A 19,541-nucleotide genomic window follows, 5' to 3' on the forward strand; every position below is an offset into this window, starting at 1 on the left:
GGATCAGTCAGCCGCCGATACGGTGATCGGTCAGCCGTCGATGCGGTGGGTCGTCCAGAACGACGTCAGGTCCGTGGTCGTGGCGGCCTGGGCGGCCGCCTTGAACTCGGCCGTGGTCGAGACGCCGTACCAGTGCGACGTGGCGTAGTCCTTGAGGAGCTTGGCCATGGCGGTGTCGCCGAGTACGCGCCGCAGGTCGTGCAGGGCGCACTTGCCGTAGCCGTAGACGACGGTGGAGTAGCGGGACGAGTGCGCGTCCCAGTAGGCCATCGAGTTGGTGATCTTCTCGGCGGACGAGGCCCAGGAGGTGCTGTTCCAGCAATTGGTGCCGGTGAGGCCCTGCGCCAGGTCGGTGGCATAGTCGGTGAACGCCTCGTCGAGCCACGGGCTGTTGTACTCGTCGTCGCCGACGATCCCGTAGAACCACTGGTGACCGATCTCGTGGGTGAGCGCCGTGGTGCTGACCAGGTCGAGGACGAACCCGGGGTACTCCATGCCGCCGAACCAGTAGTTGTTGTCGATCACCGCGTCCAGCTCGCCGTACGGGTAGGCGCCGAAGCGTGCGGCGTGGGCGTCCACGGCGGACTTGGCGGTGGTGAGCATGGACTGGGCGTTGGCGGAGCTGATGCCGGTGACGGAGTAGATGTTGATCGCGGTGCCGGCGGAGGAGGTGCCGGAGATCTTGGTGAACGGCCCGGCGGCCCAGGCGAAGTCACGGACCTTGGACGCGGTGGCCGTGGTGATCGTGCGGCCGCTGGAGCCGGCGGTGTCGACCGAGGTGCCGGTGGCCGGGACCAGCAGGCTCGTCGGGTGGTCGAGGGTCACCTTGAAGTCGGCGGCCAGAGAGTAGAAGGACTCGCCGCTATTGGTGTACGGGTCCAGGTGCCAGCCGGAGCCGTCCTTGACCGCGAGCACGGGCAGCGCGTTGCCGATGTTGTTGAAGGCCCCGTCGTAGCCGAACCGGTCGGCGCCGCTGGGCACGGTGATACCCAGGTCGAAGCCGATCGTCGCGCTCTGGCCCTGTGCCACCGGTGACGCGAGGCTGATCTGGAGGGCCGTGCAGCCGACCGAGAGGGCGCCCGCGGTGCCGCCGCTGACGTTGCTGACGGCGATGGGCATCGCGGAGCAGGTGCCGTGGTAGTTGTCCCACAGCCTCAGGTACACCTCGCTGAGCGCGGTGGAGGAGGCGTTGGTGAAGGTCACGCTCTCGTGACCGGTCCAGCCGGTGCCGCTCGTGTTGCTGGTCAGACTGACCGTGTACGCGGGCGCGGCCGGGGTGCGGGTGGAGTCGGTCGGCGGGGTCGTGTCACCGGAGGTGTTGAGGGCGATGTCGTCGAGGACGAAGCTGGTCTGGAGGCTGGAGTCCTCGGTGCCGGTGAAGGCGACGGTCACCGTCTGGCCCGCGAAGGCCGACACGTCGAACGTCTTCTGGGCGTACCCGGAGGCCTTGTTGAGGTTCGAGTACGTCGCCAGCGTCGTGCTGCCGATCTTCGCCGTGAGCTTGTCGTAGGCCGTCGACGAGGTCGTCTCAGCCGTATCGATGTGCAGCCAGAAGGTGAGGCTGGCGCTGCTGCACCCGGACGGGATCGTGACGCTCTGCGAGAGCGTGTCGGTGTGGGTGCTGCCGACGCCGTCCAGCCAGGCGAAGCTGGTGCCGCCATGGGCGCTCTGGCCCGTGCGGCTGGTGATGACGGTGGTAGAGGACTGGGTCCAGGGCGAAGTGCCGCTCTCGAAGCCGCCGTTGGTCACCACCTGGGCCGGTGTGCAGGCGGCCGCGGCCGCCGGTGCGGTACGCGGCGAGGCCGCCGCGGGGGTGCTGGGGAGCGAGACTGCGGCCAGGGCGGCGACGACGAGGACGCGTGCCGCCAGGGCCTTGAGGGGGGTCGGTCTCACACGAAACTCCTTTGAAGCGGCCGGGATTCCGGCCTGCTCGGTGGCCGCCCGGGACGACTGGGGTGCGCCGCTGGGTGGCCGCGGGCCGCGCGCGGGTGCGCGCGGTCGCTTGGTGAGATTTCCGTGCCGTCACCCTGGGGTCAGGGCGACGGCACCAGGAAGCCTCGCAGATTTGACCGAGACATGCCATCAAGGGGATGGAAAGGAGGTCCGCGTCCTGGAAACGAGGTCGGAGGTGCCGCTCAGGACTCCGGTTCGTTCAGGGCGGGTGTCAACCGCGCCCACGGATTGGGGAGTTCACCCGTCACCGGCCCGGCCACCGCCGCACCGCGCTCACGCGCGGTGCGAACGGCGAGCGGAACGAGCGCCTCGGGGACGCCGTAGACCAGATGACAGAACCGCTCGGGCGGATGCCGCGCGGTCCACGCCGGTCTGCTGAACGCCGACACATAGGTGGACCAGTGACCCTCGAACGTGACGAGCAGATCGGCGAAGCGGGCGTACCCCGGCGCCGGGTGGACACCCGTGTTCAGCACGACCGGAGCCGCGCCGAGCCGGCGCAGACTCTGCACGAGGCGTTTGCAGCCGGGCAGTGCCTCCGGGGTCGGCGCCACCTGGTCGAGGAAGCACCCCTCGGTCCCGTACCAGTCCCGGTGCCGCAGCACCTCGTCCGCGACGAGGTCCGGATCGCGTGCGCCGTAGTCGGTGTCGACATAGCCGAGCAGCCGGGCGCCCGCCGACCGCAGCGCGTCCGCCGCCGCGGTGAACGCGGGGTCCGGGCCCTCGCCCGGCCCGTCGGCCGGGTTGATGACCACCCCGTACGTACGGTCGGCCGACCTGATCAGACGGTGCCAGGCGCCGGGGTCCTCGCCCGGGTGGACGTACAGCGGAATCAGCAGGCTCATGGCGTCCGGTCGTCTTTGCGACGCGGCGCAGGAGCCGTCCCCGTCACGGCCGTCCAGAGGGCCGCCAGGGAGTCGTCCAGCGTCAGAGACGGCCGCCAGCCGAGGGCTTCCCCGGCGGCGGTGATGTCGGAGCACTGCCACGACACCTCGCCCGAGCGGGCGGAACCACCGCCGTTCTCCTCGATCCGCCCGCGGAACCCGGCGGCGCGCGCCAGACCGTCCACCAGGTCGCGCACCGGAACGGCCTTTCCGCCCCCGATGTTGAGGACCCGCGGCAGCCGTCCGGGGGTCGTCGCAGCAGACACCGCCGCCCGCGCCACATCGCGTACGTCCACGAAGTCGCGGTACGCCGACAGGTCGCCCAGACGGATCACCGCGTCCGGGTCGGTGCCGGCCTCGCGGAGCAGTCCCGCTATCCGCCCCGGCAGCCCGGCGGCCGGCGCTCCGGGCCCCACCGGGTTGCCCACCCGCAGTACGACGGCGTCGAGGCCGGAAGTGGTGACGGTGACCGTACCGGCGAGCTTGGTGGCCCCGTACGGGGTGAGGGGACAGGTGGCCGCGGACTCCGTGACGTCGGTGTCGCGGACACCGGGACCGTACTCGGCGGCCGAGCCCAGATGGACCAGCCGGGCGGCCGGCGCAGCCTCGCGCAGCGCCGCACAAAGAACGGCGGGGCCACGGGAGTTGACCTCGGCGAGAGTCACGGCGTCACCGCCGGTCGCGCCGGCGCAGTTGATGACGGCGTCGGGTGCGGCCGCCGCCAGGGTCGGAACCAGTCGCTCCTTGCGAGCGGTGGCCAGGTCGATGCCGAACTCCGCGGCGGGTGAGCGGCCGCCGCCGAGCACCTGCACACCCGGAAGGGTGTGCAGGTGCTCGACGACATGGCCGCCCAGATAGCCGGTGAAGCCCAGGACGAGAATGCGCATGCGGTGGTCAGGCTCCCTTGAGCAACAGCGACTTGCGAGTGGTGAATTCGGCGTTGGCCCGGTCGTAGTCGTCCGGGCGGCCGATGTCGAGCCAGTACCCGTCGAAATCGTAGGCGTGCGGCTCGTTGCGGCTCCGCAGCAGGTCGAGGACCAGCTCGTCGAAGCCCAGCGGCAGCCCCGGTGTATAGCCTTCGAGCGTGGACCGCGACAGACCGTACACGCCCATCGAGACGCGGTAGTCGATGCTCGGCTTCTCGGTGAAGGCGACCACCTTGCTGTCGTCGGTGGTCAGGACACCGAAGTCGATCTGCACCTTGCGCGCGTACGTCGCGATGGTCAGCGGCGCGCCCGAACTCCGGTGCCGCACAAGGACGTCGCCGAAGTCGAGATCGGTGAGCACGTCGCCGTTCATCACGAGGAACGACTCGGGCAGCTGGTCGCGCATGGTCAGCAGGGGGCCCATCGTGCCGAGCGGGCTCTCCTCGGTGGAGTAGCCGACGGCCATGCCCCACTGGGACCCGTCTCCGACGTAGGCGCGGATGATCTCGCCCAGGTGGCCTATGGCGATGGTGCAGCTGGTGAACCCGGCCGAGGCGAGCTGGCGGAGAACGATCTCCAGGATGGCGTGCTGGTCGCCGATGGGAACGAGCGGCTTGGGCAGCGCGGTGGTGTAGGGCCGCAGCCGGACGCCCTTGCCTCCCGCCAGAATCACTGCGTGCATGAGGCTCCTCCTTCGTGGGACGTGCCGGACGGGGTCAGATGTTGTAGATGCCGGTCTTGTAGCGGGCCAGGTTCGCCGGTTCGCGGAAGAACTCCACGGTCTGCGCGAGTCCTTGGGCCAGGTCGTGGCCGGGGCTCCAGCCGGTCGCCCCGGTGAGCCGGGTCGCGTCGGCGACCAGCCGCATCACCTCGGATTTGGCCGGCCGGATGCGCCCCGCGTCCTCGCGCACGTCGAGGGCGGTGTCCATCACCTTGCCGATCAGCGCCACCAGGTCGCCGACCGAGATCTCGCCGCCGGTACCGGCGTTGAAGGTCCGGCCCACGACCCGCTCCGCGGGCGCCGTGCCCACGGCGAGGAACGCCTGCGCGGTGTCCTTGACGAAGGTGAAGTCGCGGGTGGGCCGCAGATCGCCGAGGGTGATGGTGCGTTCGCCCGCGGCCACCTGGCCGATGACGGTGGGGATGACCGCGCGCATCGACTGGCGGGGGCCGAACGTGTTGAACGGCCGAAGCGTCACCACGGGCGTGTCGAAGCTCGCGTGGTAGCTGTCGGCCAGCCGGTCCCCGCCCGCCTTCGAAGCGGCGTACGGGGACTGGGTGTTGATGGGGTGGTCCTCGGTGATCGGCACGGTCTGCGCGGTGCCGTAGGTCTCGCTCGTGGAGGTGTGCACGAGCCGGGGCGTGCCGAGCGCACGCACCGCCTCCAGCACATTGAGCGTGCCGGTGACGTTGGTGTCCACATAGCTGTGCGGCGCTTGGTACGAGTACGGGATCGCGATGAGCGCGGCCAAGTGGTAGACGCAGTCGGCGCCTTCCACAAGACCGCGGACCGAGCCCGGATCCCGGACGTCGCCGAGGACGATGTCCACCTGATCCAGGACATCGGGGTGCAGGGTCTCAAGCCAGCCGTACGAGGAGAAGGAGTTGTACTGCGCCATGGCCCTCACCCGATGCCCGGAGGCGACCAGCGCCTCGGTGAGGTGGGAGCCGATGAAACCCTCGGCTCCGGTGACGGCGGCGAGTGGTTCGGTAGTCAACTCGTAGGTCCTTCCGGTTGGTTGTTCACGTGATGTGCGTATTCGGATGCGTGCGCGGCGGCCGTCCGGGCTTGTCCGGGCGAGCCGTGCGCGGTGGTTCAGGCGTGTGGTGCCGGTCGCCCCAGCAGCCGCACGGCACACGCCGTGAGACAGAGGGCGGCCGTGCCGCAGAACAGGGTCAGTACGACGGCGCTCGGTGGGGAATGGAGCACGGCGGTCGAGGCGGCCCCGCAGGCCGCCGTCAGGCAGACCGCGGCCGGCGGCCAGGCCACCCCGAAGGCCTGGAGCAGCAACGCGGTCCACAACGTGGCCGCGAGCAGCAGCAGCGGGGCCGGCTCCGCGCCGGTGAGCAGGGCCGCGGGCAGCAGCGGGAGGACGTAGACGAGCAGGCAGAGGCCGAGGATTCCGGTCGACCGCAGCAGGAAGGCGGCCGGAGTCGCCGTCGCCCGCAGTGCCGCCACCGACATCCCGCGATACCGGTACAGCAGCCACTCCGCCGGTCCCATGCTCACGGTCAGCACGATCACCGCGTAGGGGTGCTGTCGTCCCTCCAGCAGCACCAGCACCCCGGCGGACAGTCCGAACAGGCCGTACGGCAGCGACCGCAGCAGCGACGGACGGGCGCCGTCCTGGACCGGCGGGGCGGCGAGCGTGGCCCGCACCGCCCAGCCGGCCGCTGCGACCGCGCCGAGTACGGACAGCAGCGGCAGGGCGATGCGCGGCACGGTCCCCGGGTCCCACCAGGGCAGTGCCACCGCGCCGGCGATCAGCGGGGTGAGCGCGGCCAGCAGCAGCCGCTCCCCGCCCAGCACCAATAGCACCCCGGCCGCCGCGAGATACACCGACTGCGCGGCGGCGACCCCGATCGCCGTGCCGGACCCGGCGATCAGCGCCCCGGACGCCGTCGCGGCGAGCGCGCCGAGCGGCGCCCCCTTGAGCAGGGTCCGGCCCGCCTCCCGTCGGCCCGTGGTCATTCGCAGGTAGGCGCGGTGTCCGAGCGCCTGGCCCCACGCCCAGGAGACGAGTCCGGCCACCACCAGGACGTCGAGATCCCGGCCCGCGTGCCACAGCCGCCCGGTCAGCAGATAGGCGAGGCCCGGCAGGGCGAACAGCGCCCCGCGCAGCCCGCAGCGCACATGGTCCGGACGCCACGGGTTGGCCGGTCGCGGCGGCTCGGGGAAGGTGCGCGGCACCCGTTCGTACAGCGCGGAGGCGAGCGAGAAGAGGTTCGGGTGACCGTACCGCTCCTGGATGACCTCGGCGGTCAGTCCCTCCGACTCCAGCAGCGCCGCCACCTCGTACGGGTGGACGGCCGGCCCGATGCCGTCCGCCAGATCGGCGGCGAGCCGGTCGACCGCGTCCCGGTCCGCGCCCACGCCGCGCGCGGACCGGACGGGCGTACGGTCGTCGGCGAGCCGCAGGGACAGCGTGTCGCCCCCCGTGCTGCCGGGTTGCAGGGCTATCGGTCCGCTCATCCGGCCAGGCTCCTCGGCTTGGCCGGAGCCGCCGGGCCGACCGGTGCCGCGAGCGCGGCGTCGGCCGTCTCGGGAACTCCGGGGACGATCCGGCCGAGCGCCGACAGTTCCAGGTAGATGGTCCGGAAGGTGTCGACGGTCTGCCGCAGGGTGAACTGCTCGATGACCCGCAGCCGGGCCGCCTCGCCCATTGAGCGCCGCCGCCCGGGATCGCCCAGCAGCTCCAGCGCGGCGGCGGCCATGGCACCCGGATCGCGCGGCGGGACGACGAGACCGCTGTCGCCGACGGCCTCGCGCACCCCGCCCACGTCCGTGGACACGGTCGCCCGCCCGCACGACATGGCCTCGATCAGGGTGAACGGGAAACCCTCGCTGATGCTGGAGAGCATCACGACGTTGCCCGCCGCGTAGGCGTCCTTGATGTCGTCCACCCGGCCCTCGAAGGTGACCGCGTCCGCGTGTCCCAGCTCGGCGGCCAGGGCCTCGCAACGTTCGCGGTAGGCCTCGCCGCCACGCGGTGTGCCGCCGAACAACCTGAGCCGCGCGTCCGGGAGTCGGTCCCGCACGAGGGCGAACGCCCGGATCAGGGTCTCCAGGTCCTTGATCGGGTCGACGCGTCCGGCCCAGCTCAGGGTCGGCTGCTCGGGCTCCGGGCCCGCCGGCGGGAACGCGGCGGGGTCCACGCCGTTGTAGACGGTGCGGATCGACTCGGGTGCGGCGCCGCCCTGTTCCTCCCACAGCCGGTTGTAGCGGTTGCCCGGGGTGATCAGCGCGGCGCGCCGGTACGTCTCCTCCGCGAGCAGCCGGAAGAAGCCCAGCACGACGGCTTTCACGGGCCAGCGGTACGGGCCGGTGCGGTAGCCGAGATAGCGCTCACGCAGATAGACACCGTGCTCGGTCAACAGCAGGGGCACGCCGTGCCGTTCGAGCGCGGCCAGGCCCGGCAGTACGGCGACACCGCCGCTGACCGCGTGCGCCACCCCGTGCTCGGGCAGCGGCGCGGTCAGCGGGCGCAGCGCGTGCTCCAGCAGGGCCGTCGCGGTGATGGCGTCGTGCAGGGTCGGCCGGGCCTCGCGGACGGCAAGACCCGGGCGGTTCCACACCCCGGTCAGGATGCTGATCGCGCGGTCGCCGCGCAGGAACGGACTCAGCATTCCGCCGGCAGCCGCCTGCGCCATCGCGTAGAGAGCGGTGGCGAACCGGTCCTCGGCACACGGGTCGAGCAGAGCGGTCAGGAACTGTTCGTAGGCGGCGGCGAGTTGGTTGCGGCGCCGTCCGCGGGGCGGGCGGCCTTCCGGTGCGGGCCCCCACATGGGGACCGTGACGACGTCGACGACCTGTGCGGGGATGTCCCACACGATCGGTTCGCGTCCGGTGCCGGTGACGGCGATGACATCGAAGTCGATGTCGGGCATGCCGTCGACGAGTTGGTCGCACCAGACACTGACGCCGCCGTGACTGTGCGGGTAGGTACCTTCGGTGAGCAGGGTGACGCGCGTTGAGCTGAGGCTGCGCGCGCCGCGGGGAACGTGCATGTGATGTGCTCCACGGCCGAGGTTGGGGTGGTCGAGCCCGTCCCGGCCGCGGATGGCGCGGCCGGGACCTTCGGTCGGTGCGCGGCTCAGTTGTCCGGGCTGTAGGGGACCTGCTCGGTGACGCCCGCCGGCACTCGGGTGTCCGGCGCGCCGCTGGTTGCGGGCTGCCGTGCGGCGTCGACGGTCGAGGACAGGGAGGGGGTGGACGCCGGCAGGCCGAGCGTGAGCGAGGTGCCGGCCGGTGTCGTCCATCCGGAGACCTCGCCGGCGTAGGCGTCGCCGAAGCCCGCTGTGCCGTTCGTGGTGCCCGTGGGCATCGTGGCGGTGACCGCGACCCCGTTCGGCGCCTGGACGGTGACGGTGTCACCGACGCGGTAGGCGGTGACCTGGCCGGCGTCGACAGCGGCCTTCCAGGCGGCCCGGCGCCGCAGTTCGACGCCGATGTCCTTCATCCGCAGGTTCACCACCGGGGTGTCGTCCGCGAACAGGCTGTCGTAGCCGTCGAGGACGCCGTCGAGCACCGGGTAGGCGATGCGCTCCTCGGCGAGGTTCGACTGGTGGATGAAGTGCGGCTTGGGGTCGTTGGCGAGCACATGCCCGAGGTCGATCCGGGTCTCCAGCGGCACGACGTAGTCGGTGTAGCCCGTGCCGGTGCTCAGCGGCGCCGGCAAACAGGTCGAGGTGTCCGGGTGGTCCTCGCAGATACCGCTGCCGCCCTGGGTGCGGCCGGTGTAGATCCAGTTGTACTCGTCGACCTCTTCGGCCGCCTTCCCCGCGTTGTAGAAGACGTTCATCGGGTAGCGGGGGACGGTCGTGGCGGGACCGACCTGACGCTGGCCGGGCTCGCGGGAGTTGTCGGAGCCGAGCCAGGCGACACCGGTGTCGGTGAGGGCGAGCGCCAGGTTGGGGTTGTCGACGGGCTGTTGCGGCGAGATCTTCAGACCGGAGTGCTCACCGGTGATCAACTCCTGGTTGTCCAGGGGGAGTCCGGCGGTCCGGCCCCAGGCGCGGTTGGCCGCGATCTCGTCGGCGATCGTGGTGCGGCTGACCCACTTGGTGCTGCCGTCGGGGTTCGTCGCGCACTTCCACGGCACCACGGTGGTGTCCTGCTCGCAGCCGAGGAACGCGTGGGTGTAGGTGTGGTTGATCCAGCGGAACCGGTTCCGGTCGGCGATCAGTTTGTCGGCGAGCGGGTCGGCACCGTTGTTGTCCTCGCGCTGGTCGACGCTGCCGGCGCCGTTGTAGGCCAGGTCGAGGGTGAAGTTCCGTCTGGTCTCCCAGTCGCTCGCGTGGTCGACGTCGGCCGGGGTCATCCGGATCGGGTTCGCGACCCCCTGGTCCTGCGGGCAGTCGATGTCGCCCGGCGTGCAGTTGAGCGCGGTGTCCCAGCGGTCGTCACCGGCGAAGACATCGTCGACGTGCACGGCGAAGTAGTTGCGCGAAGCGCCGAGGTGCACGCCCCCGGTCATCCACTCCACGATTCCGCGCGCCAGCAGCCGGAACTGCTGCTGGTACTGGTTGTACACGAACGTGACGACGAGCTCACGCCGTCCGTCGTGCCGGTACTCGCCCACGAGGGAACCTCGCGTCGACTGTCCCGGGATCGGCGCGTCGACGTACGGAGTGAAGTCCGCTCCCGCGGCGGGCGTCGACAGGTAGGCGTAACTCTCGCCCACGTCCGGGGAGTTGTCCTCGAACGGCACCGTCCCGTCCAGATAGCCGAAAGGTCCGGCCTTGCCGGCCGTCGTGACCTGCGCCTGTACGCCGTCGAGGCTGCCGGAGTAGCCGCCGAAGACGGGGTACTGGAGTCCGGCCTCCGGACGAGCGTAGGTGTACGCGTCGACCTGTGGGATCGCGTACGTCTGTTCGTAGGCCGCGAGGGCCGCCATCTCGGCCGAGTTCGCCGCGAAAGGATTGTCGTTGGGCAGCACGACGGCCTGGAACTTGGCGCGCGGCACGCCGTCCACGGTGTCCGCGAGAAAGCCGGCGTCGATCACCGGCCGTCCGGACTGCTGCAGGTCGACCTCGGTGTACGGCGTGCCGGCGGCGGAGAGCTCGGCGGCGATGGCGTCGGTCGCCGGACCGCCGTCGCTCGCGATCAGGACCCGCAGGTCGATGCGGGGTGTGGCGGTGTCCGCGTGCGCCGCACCGGCTGGTAAGCCGAACGAGGCGATGAGCGCGCCGACCGTGAGCGCGGTCGTGCGAATAGTCCGCTTCATGCGGTGAAGTCCCCTCCCCGGGCAGGGGTGAGTGCTGCTCCCATGGAGCCGACCACCCCCTGGCGCGACGCCACAGCCCCCCTCAGACGTGGTCGTCAACGCGTTCGTCGCGTCACATAGTGAGGTCTCTGTGTAGCTTTCGTGCGCCTGCTGCGAAACATGACGGAAAAGAGTGGGTATCGAACGAGTGGTCATCGCGCGCCGGGACGGATGCGCGGCCGTCACTGTGGGGCAGGGGGTGATTACCACGCGAAACGTTACTGTGCTGGCCACGGCGCGGGACGGACCCGATCTGGAACGCCGAGGTCCGCCCTGCCGGGGCGTCAGTGGTCCAGACCGCGAGGGGTTTTGGCTGAATGATCGGTTTTTGGTCACACTGACCCGTACCTGTGAATCGCCCGTGTGCCGACGGGGCGGCCGGTCCACGCGATCCGCGTGGACCGGCCGCCCCGTGGACGGCTCGTCAGATCTGCGCTGCGCCGCGTGTCATGCGACGTCAGTCATGTGTTCCGTCCCTGTGATCAGGCGCAGAGCACGCGGGTCTCGGGCGCGTACACCGGACCGCCGTTGGTGTTCGTGCTGTCGCTGAACTCGGCGTAGTAGTACGAGTAGAAGCCGATGTTGCCGTTGCAGCCGGAGTCGGCGGCGACCTGGAGCGTGAGCGTGACGGTTCGGCTCTGGCCGGGCGGGATGGTGGACCCGTAGTTCGGGCCGAGGTTGGTGGGTCCCGTGCCCGAACACGGAACGCTGCCGGCGGTCGAGGCCAGGTTGCAGCCGGTGAAGCTGTACTTCAGATCGGGCCGTTGGGTGGTCAGCCAGGTCGGCTCGATCGTCTGGTAGACGAACCAGACGTCGTACGTCCTGTGGTTGGTGATCGTCATCGACAGGTTCACCGTGCCGCCGGGGAGGACCGTCGCGCTGTCCGTGGTGAACGTCAGATCGGCCGGAGCCGGGTCGGCCGCGCTCGCGGTGGGGGCCAGGCCGAACAGGGCGAGGGCGAACGCGAGGACGAAGGCGAGGGCGGAGGCGAGACCGAGACGTCTCAACTGTGTTGATCGCATGGCCCGGGAGGCTAGGCAAGCCGCGAACGCACCGTCTGCCCCGATGTGGGCACGGAGAGTGATGTCCGGCCGGAAGTGGATGTCCTGCGGCGAGGGTGTGGAGGCGTCGGGGGGAGCGGCCGCTTCCCTGGATTCCCGCACGGTGATGCGGAGTCGGGGGACCGGCGCGGTGGGGCGGGGCGGCGCCGGAGAGCCGCGTGGTCCTGCCGCCGCTATTGGCGGATACCGAACGCACCTCGGTCCGCGCCCCGCTCACCGGTGAACCGGGCGCGGCCGTCAAATCGGCCAAGCCGGTCTTTTCCGGCCGGGTTCCCACTCTCCCCGGCAGCGCCTCCCGCCCCGTCCGAAACACACCTGCATGAACGGGGGGAGTGCGGGCAGAAGGACTCGCAGACCGCTCGTGGAGGCCTCCCCCCGGCAGCCACGAGCTCTCGGCCCCGCCCGTGACTCCACTCCCCCCCCGGGGTCGCGCGGCGGGGCCGCCGCATTCTCGGCCAGCGGGATCCCGAGGGGCGGGCCGGCGTGAAGGCGGGGGTGTCGTCCACGCCCGCGACGGGAATTCGGTGAATTTCCGGGGAGCGGGTGTCAGCGGCCGGGAAAGGGACACCCGTCGGCCTTCGGCGGAAAACACGCTGAGGAAAGGATGACCGTGATCCGGTCATCGAAGCGCTCACGTGCGGCCCCGTGTGAGACGGCGGCGTGCGTCCGCGGACGAGTGGAGGACTTCTTCGTGAACGAGAACCTTTGGGGTTACGGCCCGACCAGCGGTCACACGGCCGACGACGACCTCACCGGCTATCGGGTGGACGCGACCGACGGCCACATCGGGAAGGTCGACAAGCACTCCGACGAGGTCGGTTCTCAGTACATCGTCGTCGACACCGGCGTCTGGATCTTCGGCAAGGAGGTCCTGCTGCCCGCCGGGACGATCACGTCGATCAGCCACGAGGACAAGACCGTCCAGGTTGCCCGGACCAAGGACGAGATCAAGTCGGCACCGGAATTCGACAAGGAAAAGCATCTCGGAGATCCGCATTACCGGGACCAGCTCGGCGGCCATTACGGCTCCGGCCACTGACGCGAAGCGAACCGCCGGTTCCGCCCGTATTCCGGGTGGCACCGGCGGTTTTCGCTGCCGCCGATCGCCGTGGAAATACGGCGCCGCACAATAAGGGACCCCGGCTGGACGGGGGAGACCAGCCGGGGCCGTTCATGCGGTGCGCGGAGGGCGGTCACCACTCGGCTCCACAGGACTTCAGCCGGACGATCGTCCCCGTGGGCCGTGGGTGAGGCCCGGGGACACTGTCCCCTCCGCGCCACACTCCTTTGAACGGCCGAACGCGTCGAATTGTTCCGACCTCGGAGTCCTCGGAGTCCTCGGAGTCCCCGGAGGCCCGCGCTGTGCGACGCGCGGTACGCGGGTACGCGGGTACGCGGGCAAGGTCTTCCGGCGTGGCCCCGCATCCGCCCGGCGCGCCCGACGGGAAGATCGGTTCAGGAGGGCGCGTGCGACGGCGCGGGGCCGTCGGCCTGTGCCCGGACCACCCACGCGCGCCGACCGGCGCGCGGAGGGACCGGCTGCTCGGAGGATGATGCCCATGACCGCGAAGCGCGGTGTGTCCGATGTCCTGGTCGTCGGCGGCGGGCTCGCCGGTCTGGCCTGCGCCCGCGATCTCACCGCGTACGGCTTCGGGGTCCGCGTCCTCGAGGCGTCGGACGGGGTGGGCGGCCGGATGCGCTCCGACCCGCACGAAGGCTTCGTCGTCGACCGGGGCTTCCAGGTCTTCAACACGTCGTATCCGCAGGTCCGGCGCCGAATCGCGCTGCGCGACCTGCGACTGCGGCCCTTCACCCCCGGCATCCTGGTGCACACGGAGGACGGGCCGCTGCGCTTCAGCGACCCGACCCGAGGTCCACGGCGCCTCGGCGACCTGCGTCCGGGGCGGCTCGCGGGCACCCGCGACCTGATCGCGCTGGCCGCCCTGTCCGGCCGGGACATGCTCGCTCCCGCACGATCGCTCAAGCGCGGAGAGGACCGTACGACGCGCACCGCGCTGGCCGCGGCCGGATTCTCCGAGGAGTTCGTCGAGCGGTTCTTCCGGCCCTTCCTGTCCGGAGTCTTCCTGGAGGACCAGCTGGAGACCTCGGGCCGGGTGTTCCACCTCGTCTGGCGCAGCATGCTGCGCGGCACCCTGTGCCTGCCCGGCGCCGGCATCGGGGCGGTGCCGGGACTGCTGGCCGAGGCGCTGCCCCCGGACGCCGTACGCCTGGGCACCCCGGTCATGCGGCTCACGGACGACGGCGTCGAACTGGACGCCGGAGGCGAACTCGCAGCGCGGGCCGTGGTGGTGGCCACGGGGCCGGGCGCCGCCGCCCGTCTGCTGCCCGGGCTGGATCTTCCGGCCTACCGCGTCGTGACGACGTACTACCACGCCGCGACCCGTTCCCCGCTGGCCGAACCCATCCTGCTGACGGACACGAGACGGCGCTTCCTCAACACCTGCGTCCTGAGCGAGGTGGTCCGCGGCTACGCGCCGCCCGGGATGTCGCTGATCGCCACGTCCGTCCTCGGGCACGACCAGGAGGGCCGGGAGACATGGCTGCGCGACGCGCTCGCCGACGTCTACGGCACCGACACCACGGGCTGGGACCTGCTGACCGTCCGCACCGTTCCCGACGCCCTGCCGGCGATGCCTCCCCCGCAGCCGCTCGGCCGGACCGCCCGTGTGACCCCGGGCCGCTATGTGTGCGGGGACCACCGGGCCACGGGCTCGGTCCAGGGCGCGCTGGCATCGGGCGCCCGCGCGGCACGCGAGGTCGCGAGCGATCTGGCACGGTAGACGCGTCACGCCGGTCCCCGTGCCCGCGGCATGCTCCGGACGGCGGCCCCTAAGGCAGCGTCTGTTCCGTCCAGATCGTCTTGCCCTGCGCGGAGTACCGGATGCCCCAGTTGTGGCTCATCTGCGCGCAGATGAACAGGCCGCGCCCGCCTTCGTCGGCCGTGCGGGCGTGGCGCAGGCGCGGCGCCGCTCCGCCGGTGTCGCTGACCTCGCAGGTGAGTGTCGAGTCCTTGATGAGGCGCAACCGGATCGGTGGCGCTCCGTAGCGCACCGCGTTGGTCACCAGCTCGCTGACGATCAACTCGGTGGCGAAGGCGGTCTCCTCGTCCACGCGCCACAGCCCGAGCCGGTCCCGGGCGTGGTGCTGAGCCTCCGCGGCCGCCGTGGGCACGGAGTCCAGGGCCCAGGTGGCGACCTGATCCGGCGGAAAGGCGCGGGTGCGGGCCAGCAGCAGAAGGACATCGTGATGGCCCGACGTGTCGCGCAACCTGTAGAGAATGTCGTCCCGTACGTCCCGCAGCGGGCGGTCCAGCCGGGTCAGCGCTTCGCGCAGCGGGTTCGACCGGTCTCCGTCCGGACTTTCGGTGGCCGGGAACGATGTGCTGCGCAGCGCGAGAACGCTGCCGTCCTGCATGGGGACGGAGGCGGTGGCGAAGGGAGGCCCGTCCCGGTTGCCCAGAAGAGGACCCGTCGGGATCTCCGGGACGTGCACCACACCGCCGGGGTGAGCGACGACGGGCGCGGGATGACCCGCGGCGGCCATGACGCAGACCCCATGGAGCGGGTCGTGGACCGCGTAGACACAGCTGGCCCTGAGCGGCTGCTGGTGCAGTGGATCGCCCGGCGGCAGGGCCGCCCGCTCGTGGGCGAGCCGTACGACCGCGTCGTTGAGGCGGGCGAGCAGCTCGTCGGGTTCCAGGTCGAGCGCGGCGAGCGAATGGATCACCGTCCGGAGCTGGCCCATGGCGGTCGCGGCGTCGATGCCGCTCCCGCTGACCTCCCCGATCGTCAGGGCGGTGCGAGCGCCGGGCAGAGCGAAGGCGTCGTACCAGGTACCCGCCCCCGTCTCGGCCGGGACGTGCAACGGCGCGAATTCCATGGCGGTCTGCGAGGGAGGATCCGGCGGCAGCAGGTGGCGTTGCAAGGCCGCCGCGATCGTGTGCTCGTGGGTGTAGCGGCGGGCGTTGTCGAGGCTGAGGGCGGTGTGCGTGGCCAGCTCCTGGGCGACGGCGAGGTCGTTCTCGTCGAAGGCGTCGCTCGTTCGTACGCGATAGAGGCTCAGCAGTCCGAGCACGGCGCCCCGCAGTGCCAACGGGGCGGTGAGCAGCAGGCGGGCGCCGGAGTCCCGGATGGCGCGGGCCCGCTCCGGATCGGCGTCGAGCCAGGGGGTGTTCCTGTCCAGGGCGACGGCTCGCGGCCTGAGATCGCTGAGCACCTGTGAAAACGGCGTCGGCGACGGCAGTGCCCGTACGTCGCCGACGGGATAGGCCTGCGCCATGAGGGAGTCGCTGCCGTCGCGGAAGGCCGCGCGGCGCAGCGGGATGCCGCGCCCGAGGGGACTGAGCGGAGGATTCTCACCCCGCACCACCGCGTCGACCACATCGACCACCGCTGTGTCGGCGAAATCGGGCACCAGCGCGTCCACCAGTGCCTGGCAGGTCGTGACGACGTCCAGGCTGCGCCCCACCCGCTCCCGCACCGAACTGAGCGCCGTCAGACGCCTCTTGGTCCGCAGGGGCTCCGTGATCTCGGTCATGGAGACGACCATGCCGCGCGCGCTCTTCAGCGGGAACGCAGCGACCTTCGCGAAGCGCTCGGGAGACGAACTGTCCCGTGGGTCGAGCCGTACGACATAGTCGGTGACGGACGCGCCGTCGGCGAGAGCGCCCCGCAGGACGCCTTCGAATTCCTGTGCACGGGAGGGGTGGCACACATCGGCGACCGGGCGGTCGAGAGTCTTGTCCGCCGTGATGTCGCACAACGCGCAGGCCGCTTCGTTGACGCTGAGCACACGCAACTCGGAGTCCAGGACGAAGAAGGCCTCGCGCGTGTTCGCGCGCACGATGTCGAACACCGCGGTCCGCGTGCCGTACGGGGCGCCGCCATTGTCCGCCTCGAAGACGCCCCACGCGACCGAGCCGTCGGAGAGCGGCACGACCTGGACACGGAGGTCGACCGGGTTTCCGTCGACGTCTGGGATGACCAGGGGGCCGGGGCCGGGGCCGGGGCCGGGTTCCGTACTGCGGACGGAGTCGCTGGTGTCGGAGTACCCGCTGTCGGAGGCGAGCATGGTCAGGGCCGTTCGTCCCACGGCCTCGGAATCCGATCGCAGCCAGATCTCGCGCGCTCTGCGACTCCACCGGACGACGACGCCCGCACCGTCCACGACCATCAGCGGAGTAGCACCAGTCACCGGAAATCACCCCTGCTGTGCGTCCGGCTGGGCGCCCCCGCGTCATGGGACGACTTCGACGGCTGAATCACCGGAGGAGGTCTTCTCGCGAACCATGTCCCTTTTGGTCCATAAAGTCATAATTCTACGGCGTGGCTGGACCGGAGGGCGATGTGGCAGGGGGTGGTGGGCGCCGGAGGGGCGATACGTCAGGGCGCGGCGGGCGATGCGGCCGGGTGCGGCTGGCGATGTGGTCGGGAGTGGTGGCGACCCCTGCGCACGTTCCCCGGGGGCCCTGTGGGCGCCGGGACGCTCCGTGTCACCTGCCGGGCGGCTGACCGTCGGCCGGGTGTTCCGGGGCGTGCTCGCCGCTCGGGGGCAGCAGCGACCGCAGCGCCATGTCCGTCAATTGGGCTTCCATGGCGGCCCGGTCCGGCATCACCGCGCTGCGCAGGGGGCGCCCGGCGAGCAGTGAGATCAGCCACCAGGCGGCGGTGTCCGCGTTGATGTCGTCGCGGATGTCGCCGGCGCTCTGGCCGCGGCGCAGCAGGCCCGCCAAGGCTTCGGCGAAGTTCTGGTGGATGTGTCGGGCGGCCTCGCCGAGCGCCGGGTCGTGGGCGAGGGCCGCCGCGTCGGCGAAGAGGAAACCGTGGGCGCCGCGCTGGTGGAAACGGTCCATGTGGGCCGGGTCCAGGAAGGCGGCCAGCACTTCGGGAACGGGGCGCCCGGTGTCGGCGGCCTCGGTGAGGAGCGCGGTGACAGCGGTGGTCACATGGTCGAGAGCCGCCTGGTAGAGGGCGGATTTGGAGCCGAAGTTCTGGAAGACCACCGGTTCCGTGACCCCGACCCGCCGGGCGATGTCGGAGACCTTGCCCCGCTCGTAGCCGGTCTCGGAGAAGACCTCGGTGGCCGCGGTCAGGATCGAGGCGCGCCGCTCGGCGGCGGGCATCCGAGTGCGGGTACGGGCCTTGCCCTGGTGGGCGGGGGTCTTCTCGGTGTCGGTCACACCCGCCATCGTAGGCCCCTTGCGGGTTTTCTTAGTCGAGACTAAGTTAGACCCGTACTTAGTCGTCGCTAAGTTAAGGAGTGTGGCCGGTATGTCCATCGGGCGTCTCATGCAAGGAAAACCGCACGCGGACACCCCAGGGGTGACGATCGGAGCCCCGCGCACCTACGAACTGTGCGGCGCGTTCTGTTTCGCGGGCCGACGGAACCGCGCCTTCTCCCGGCTGGCCGCGCTGAGCGGGGCCGAGACCGGGGACCGCGTGCTGGACGTGGGCTGCGGCACCGGGTATCTGACGCGGCGCGTGGCCGTCGCCGTCGGTCCGGAGGGAACGGTGACGGGCGTGGACCCCTCGCCCTCGGTGCTCGCCTACGCGCGCCGCAAGAACAGGGCCGGACAGGGTGCCGCGTGCACCTACCGGGAAGGGGTCGCGGAGGCCCTCGACCTGCCGGACGGGTCGTTCGACACCGTCGTCACCAGCTTGATGCTGCACCATCTGCCCGAAGACCTCCGGCCGGCGGCCCTCAAGGAGATGTGGCGCGTCCTGCGGCCGGGCGGACGGCTGCTGGTCGTCGAGTTCCGGCCGCCGAAGAGCGCCGTCGGGCGCCACCTGGTGCACGGCGGTCTGGGCCACGCCATGTCCCACAACCGGACCGACCTGCTGGACGATTTCATCACCGGCGCGGGCTTCGAGATTCGGGGGAGCGGCGACGTCCGCCCGTGGCTGACGTACGTCCAGGGCGTACGTCCTATGTCCAAGGGGCCCACGGAACGGCCGAGTTAGGACCGCCGGGGGCCGCGGCATCGGCCGCCGCCCCGAACGCCCCGGCCGCGTGAACTCCCGCACACCGCCGGGGCGGACGACGAAGGCCGCTACTCGCGGGCCATGTCCGACTCGGCGGAACTCGCCGCGGACTCCGCGCCGTCGACCATCTTCTGCAGATGGGCGAGGTCCGTGGAGGCCGGGCCGGGGGAGGCGGGGGCGTTCGTGGTGTCGGTGGGGCCGCCGCACGCGGTCAGGAGCAGCGCGGTCGCGGCGACGGCCAGGGCCAAGTGCCGGGCGCGCATCAGGAGTTCGCTCCGTCGTCGTGGCTCGTGCACCACTTCTGGACGTCCGCCAGATCCTTCTGGCGGCCTTCCAGGGTCGGCACGAGCGAGCGCCGGAAGGTGAGCCGGTCGTTGAGATAGGTCTCGATCTGCGTGTGCCCGGCGGACTTGGCATTGGCCACCCGCTGTTCCAGACGGGCGATGGAACCGCGTTGCGAGGCGTCCCCGTTCAGTCGTTCGAGGATGCGGTCGATCCGCTGGTCGATCTTCGGCGCGCGCTTGCAGAGCGCCTTCGCGCCGTCACCCGTCGGCGCGCCCGACGGGTGAGTCCCGGTGCCGTCGGCCGACGCGGCGCCCGCGGCGCCGAGCAGAGCGCCGACCGCCATCAGCGAGACGACGGTCGTCCTGGTCCTCGATGCCGCCGGCATCCGCGTCCTCGGCGTACTCGACATGCTGAACTCCTCTTCGTTCCGGGGGCGGTTGCCCGC

At 71.2% G+C, this 19,541-nt stretch carries 16 protein-coding genes; 3 read left to right on the forward strand and 13 right to left on the reverse strand.

Going from position 1 to position 19,541, the window contains the following annotated elements:
• Nucleotides 1-30 precede the first annotated feature (30 nt).
• From ACZ4N5_RS28180 to ACZ4N5_RS28220, 9 genes are all read right to left on the reverse strand, one after another.
• Entirely contained in the window at nt 31-1,893 is a 1,863-nt protein-coding gene (locus tag ACZ4N5_RS28180; protein ID WP_467759834.1) for a M1 family metallopeptidase, read from the reverse strand.
• Between the two features lie 242 nt (nt 1,894-2,135).
• Nucleotides 2,136-2,798, reverse strand: coding sequence for a spherulation-specific family 4 protein (locus tag ACZ4N5_RS28185; protein ID WP_467759835.1), 663 nt, complete (start codon nt 2,796-2,798; stop codon nt 2,136-2,138).
• A complete protein-coding gene (locus ACZ4N5_RS28190; RefSeq protein WP_467759836.1) occupies nt 2,795-3,724 on the reverse strand; it encodes an NAD-dependent epimerase/dehydratase family protein in 930 nt (309 codons plus the stop codon). The genes ACZ4N5_RS28185 and ACZ4N5_RS28190 overlap by 4 nt, the downstream gene beginning before the upstream one ends.
• Before the next feature lie 7 nt (nt 3,725-3,731).
• Complete coding sequence (locus ACZ4N5_RS28195; protein ID WP_467759837.1) at nt 3,732-4,445, reverse strand: nucleotidyltransferase family protein; 714 nt, start codon at nt 4,443-4,445, stop codon at nt 3,732-3,734.
• 34 nt (nt 4,446-4,479) lie between these two features.
• The gene (locus ACZ4N5_RS28200) at nt 4,480-5,481 is read right to left on the reverse strand and encodes an SDR family NAD(P)-dependent oxidoreductase (protein ID WP_467759838.1); all 1,002 of its coding nucleotides are present in this window, start codon (nt 5,479-5,481) and stop codon (nt 4,480-4,482) included.
• 98 nt (nt 5,482-5,579) lie between these two features.
• On the reverse strand, nt 5,580-6,956 hold the full coding sequence (locus ACZ4N5_RS28205) for a hypothetical protein (protein WP_467759839.1): 1,377 nt from the start codon (nt 6,954-6,956) through the stop codon (nt 5,580-5,582).
• Nucleotides 6,953-8,491, reverse strand: coding sequence for a GT4 family glycosyltransferase PelF (gene pelF, locus ACZ4N5_RS28210; RefSeq protein WP_467759840.1), 1,539 nt, complete (start codon nt 8,489-8,491; stop codon nt 6,953-6,955). The genes ACZ4N5_RS28205 and pelF overlap by 4 nt, the downstream gene beginning before the upstream one ends.
• Nucleotides 8,492-8,577: 86 nt before the next feature.
• Entirely contained in the window at nt 8,578-10,710 is a 2,133-nt protein-coding gene (locus ACZ4N5_RS28215; protein WP_467759841.1) for a hypothetical protein, read from the reverse strand.
• 521 nt (nt 10,711-11,231) lie between these two features.
• Nucleotides 11,232-11,771 carry a hypothetical protein gene (locus tag ACZ4N5_RS28220; RefSeq protein ID WP_467759842.1) on the reverse strand — a complete coding sequence of 180 codons (540 nt, stop codon included), beginning with the start codon at nt 11,769-11,771 and terminating at the stop codon, nt 11,232-11,234.
• A 730-nt stretch (nt 11,772-12,501) separates the two neighbouring features.
• Between ACZ4N5_RS28220 and ACZ4N5_RS28225 the strand changes: the two genes are divergently transcribed.
• Together ACZ4N5_RS28225 and ACZ4N5_RS28230 are read left to right on the forward strand one after the other, a co-directional pair.
• Nucleotides 12,502-12,849, forward strand: a complete 348-nt coding sequence (locus ACZ4N5_RS28225; protein ID WP_467759843.1) for a PRC-barrel domain containing protein — start codon at nt 12,502-12,504, stop codon at nt 12,847-12,849.
• 520 nt (nt 12,850-13,369) lie between these two features.
• Nucleotides 13,370-14,611 carry an NAD(P)/FAD-dependent oxidoreductase gene (locus tag ACZ4N5_RS28230; RefSeq protein WP_467759844.1) on the forward strand — a complete coding sequence of 414 codons (1,242 nt, stop codon included), beginning with the start codon at nt 13,370-13,372 and terminating at the stop codon, nt 14,609-14,611.
• Between the two features lie 49 nt (nt 14,612-14,660).
• Here the strand turns inward: ACZ4N5_RS28230 and ACZ4N5_RS28235 are convergent, their stop codons facing one another.
• A complete protein-coding gene (locus tag ACZ4N5_RS28235) occupies nt 14,661-17,024 on the reverse strand; it encodes an ATP-binding SpoIIE family protein phosphatase (RefSeq protein WP_467759845.1) in 2,364 nt (787 codons plus the stop codon).
• 298 nt (nt 17,025-17,322) lie between these two features.
• Entirely contained in the window at nt 17,323-18,009 is a 687-nt protein-coding gene (locus ACZ4N5_RS28240) for a TetR/AcrR family transcriptional regulator (RefSeq protein WP_467759846.1), read from the reverse strand.
• 91 nt (nt 18,010-18,100) lie between these two features.
• On the opposite strand from ACZ4N5_RS28240, the gene ACZ4N5_RS28245 reads away from it, so the two are divergent.
• On the forward strand, nt 18,101-18,790 hold the full coding sequence (locus tag ACZ4N5_RS28245) for a class I SAM-dependent methyltransferase (RefSeq protein WP_467759847.1): 690 nt from the start codon (nt 18,101-18,103) through the stop codon (nt 18,788-18,790).
• A gap of 89 nt (nt 18,791-18,879) precedes the next feature.
• Here ACZ4N5_RS28245 and ACZ4N5_RS28250 read toward each other — a convergent pair whose 3' ends face one another.
• The gene (locus ACZ4N5_RS28250) at nt 18,880-19,074 is read right to left on the reverse strand and encodes a hypothetical protein (RefSeq protein WP_467759848.1); all 195 of its coding nucleotides are present in this window, start codon (nt 19,072-19,074) and stop codon (nt 18,880-18,882) included.
• The gene (locus ACZ4N5_RS28255; protein ID WP_467759849.1) at nt 19,074-19,505 is read right to left on the reverse strand and encodes a hypothetical protein; all 432 of its coding nucleotides are present in this window, start codon (nt 19,503-19,505) and stop codon (nt 19,074-19,076) included. The genes ACZ4N5_RS28250 and ACZ4N5_RS28255 overlap by 1 nt, the downstream gene beginning before the upstream one ends.
• Nucleotides 19,506-19,541: the final 36 nt, after the last annotated feature.

The organism is Streptomyces sp. NPDC026500 (assembly GCF_055567635.1).

Bases quoted from the DNA above. Each gene is read 5' to 3' on its own strand.
- ACZ4N5_RS28185 (WP_467759835.1), bottom strand. From the start codon at position 2,798: ATGAGCCTGCTGATTCCGCTGTACGTCCACCCGGGCGAGGACCCCGGC.
- ACZ4N5_RS28190 (WP_467759836.1), bottom strand. From the start codon at position 3,724: ATGCGCATTCTCGTCCTGGGCTTCACCGGCTATCTGGGCGGCCATGTC.
- ACZ4N5_RS28195 (WP_467759837.1), bottom strand. From the start codon at position 4,445: ATGCACGCAGTGATTCTGGCGGGAGGCAAGGGCGTCCGGCTGCGGCCC.
- ACZ4N5_RS28205 (WP_467759839.1), bottom strand. From the start codon at position 6,956: ATGAGCGGACCGATAGCCCTGCAACCCGGCAGCACGGGGGGCGACACG.
- pelF (WP_467759840.1), bottom strand. From the start codon at position 8,491: ATGCACGTTCCCCGCGGCGCGCGCAGCCTCAGCTCAACGCGCGTCACC.
- ACZ4N5_RS28215 (WP_467759841.1), bottom strand. From the start codon at position 10,710: ATGAAGCGGACTATTCGCACGACCGCGCTCACGGTCGGCGCGCTCATC.
- ACZ4N5_RS28220 (WP_467759842.1), bottom strand. From the start codon at position 11,771: ATGCGATCAACACAGTTGAGACGTCTCGGTCTCGCCTCCGCCCTCGCC.
- ACZ4N5_RS28230 (WP_467759844.1), top strand. From the start codon at position 13,370: ATGACCGCGAAGCGCGGTGTGTCCGATGTCCTGGTCGTCGGCGGCGGG.
- ACZ4N5_RS28245 (WP_467759847.1), top strand. From the start codon at position 18,101: ATGTCCATCGGGCGTCTCATGCAAGGAAAACCGCACGCGGACACCCCA.
- ACZ4N5_RS28250 (WP_467759848.1), bottom strand. From the start codon at position 19,074: ATGCGCGCCCGGCACTTGGCCCTGGCCGTCGCCGCGACCGCGCTGCTC.
- ACZ4N5_RS28255 (WP_467759849.1), bottom strand. From the start codon at position 19,505: ATGTCGAGTACGCCGAGGACGCGGATGCCGGCGGCATCGAGGACCAGG.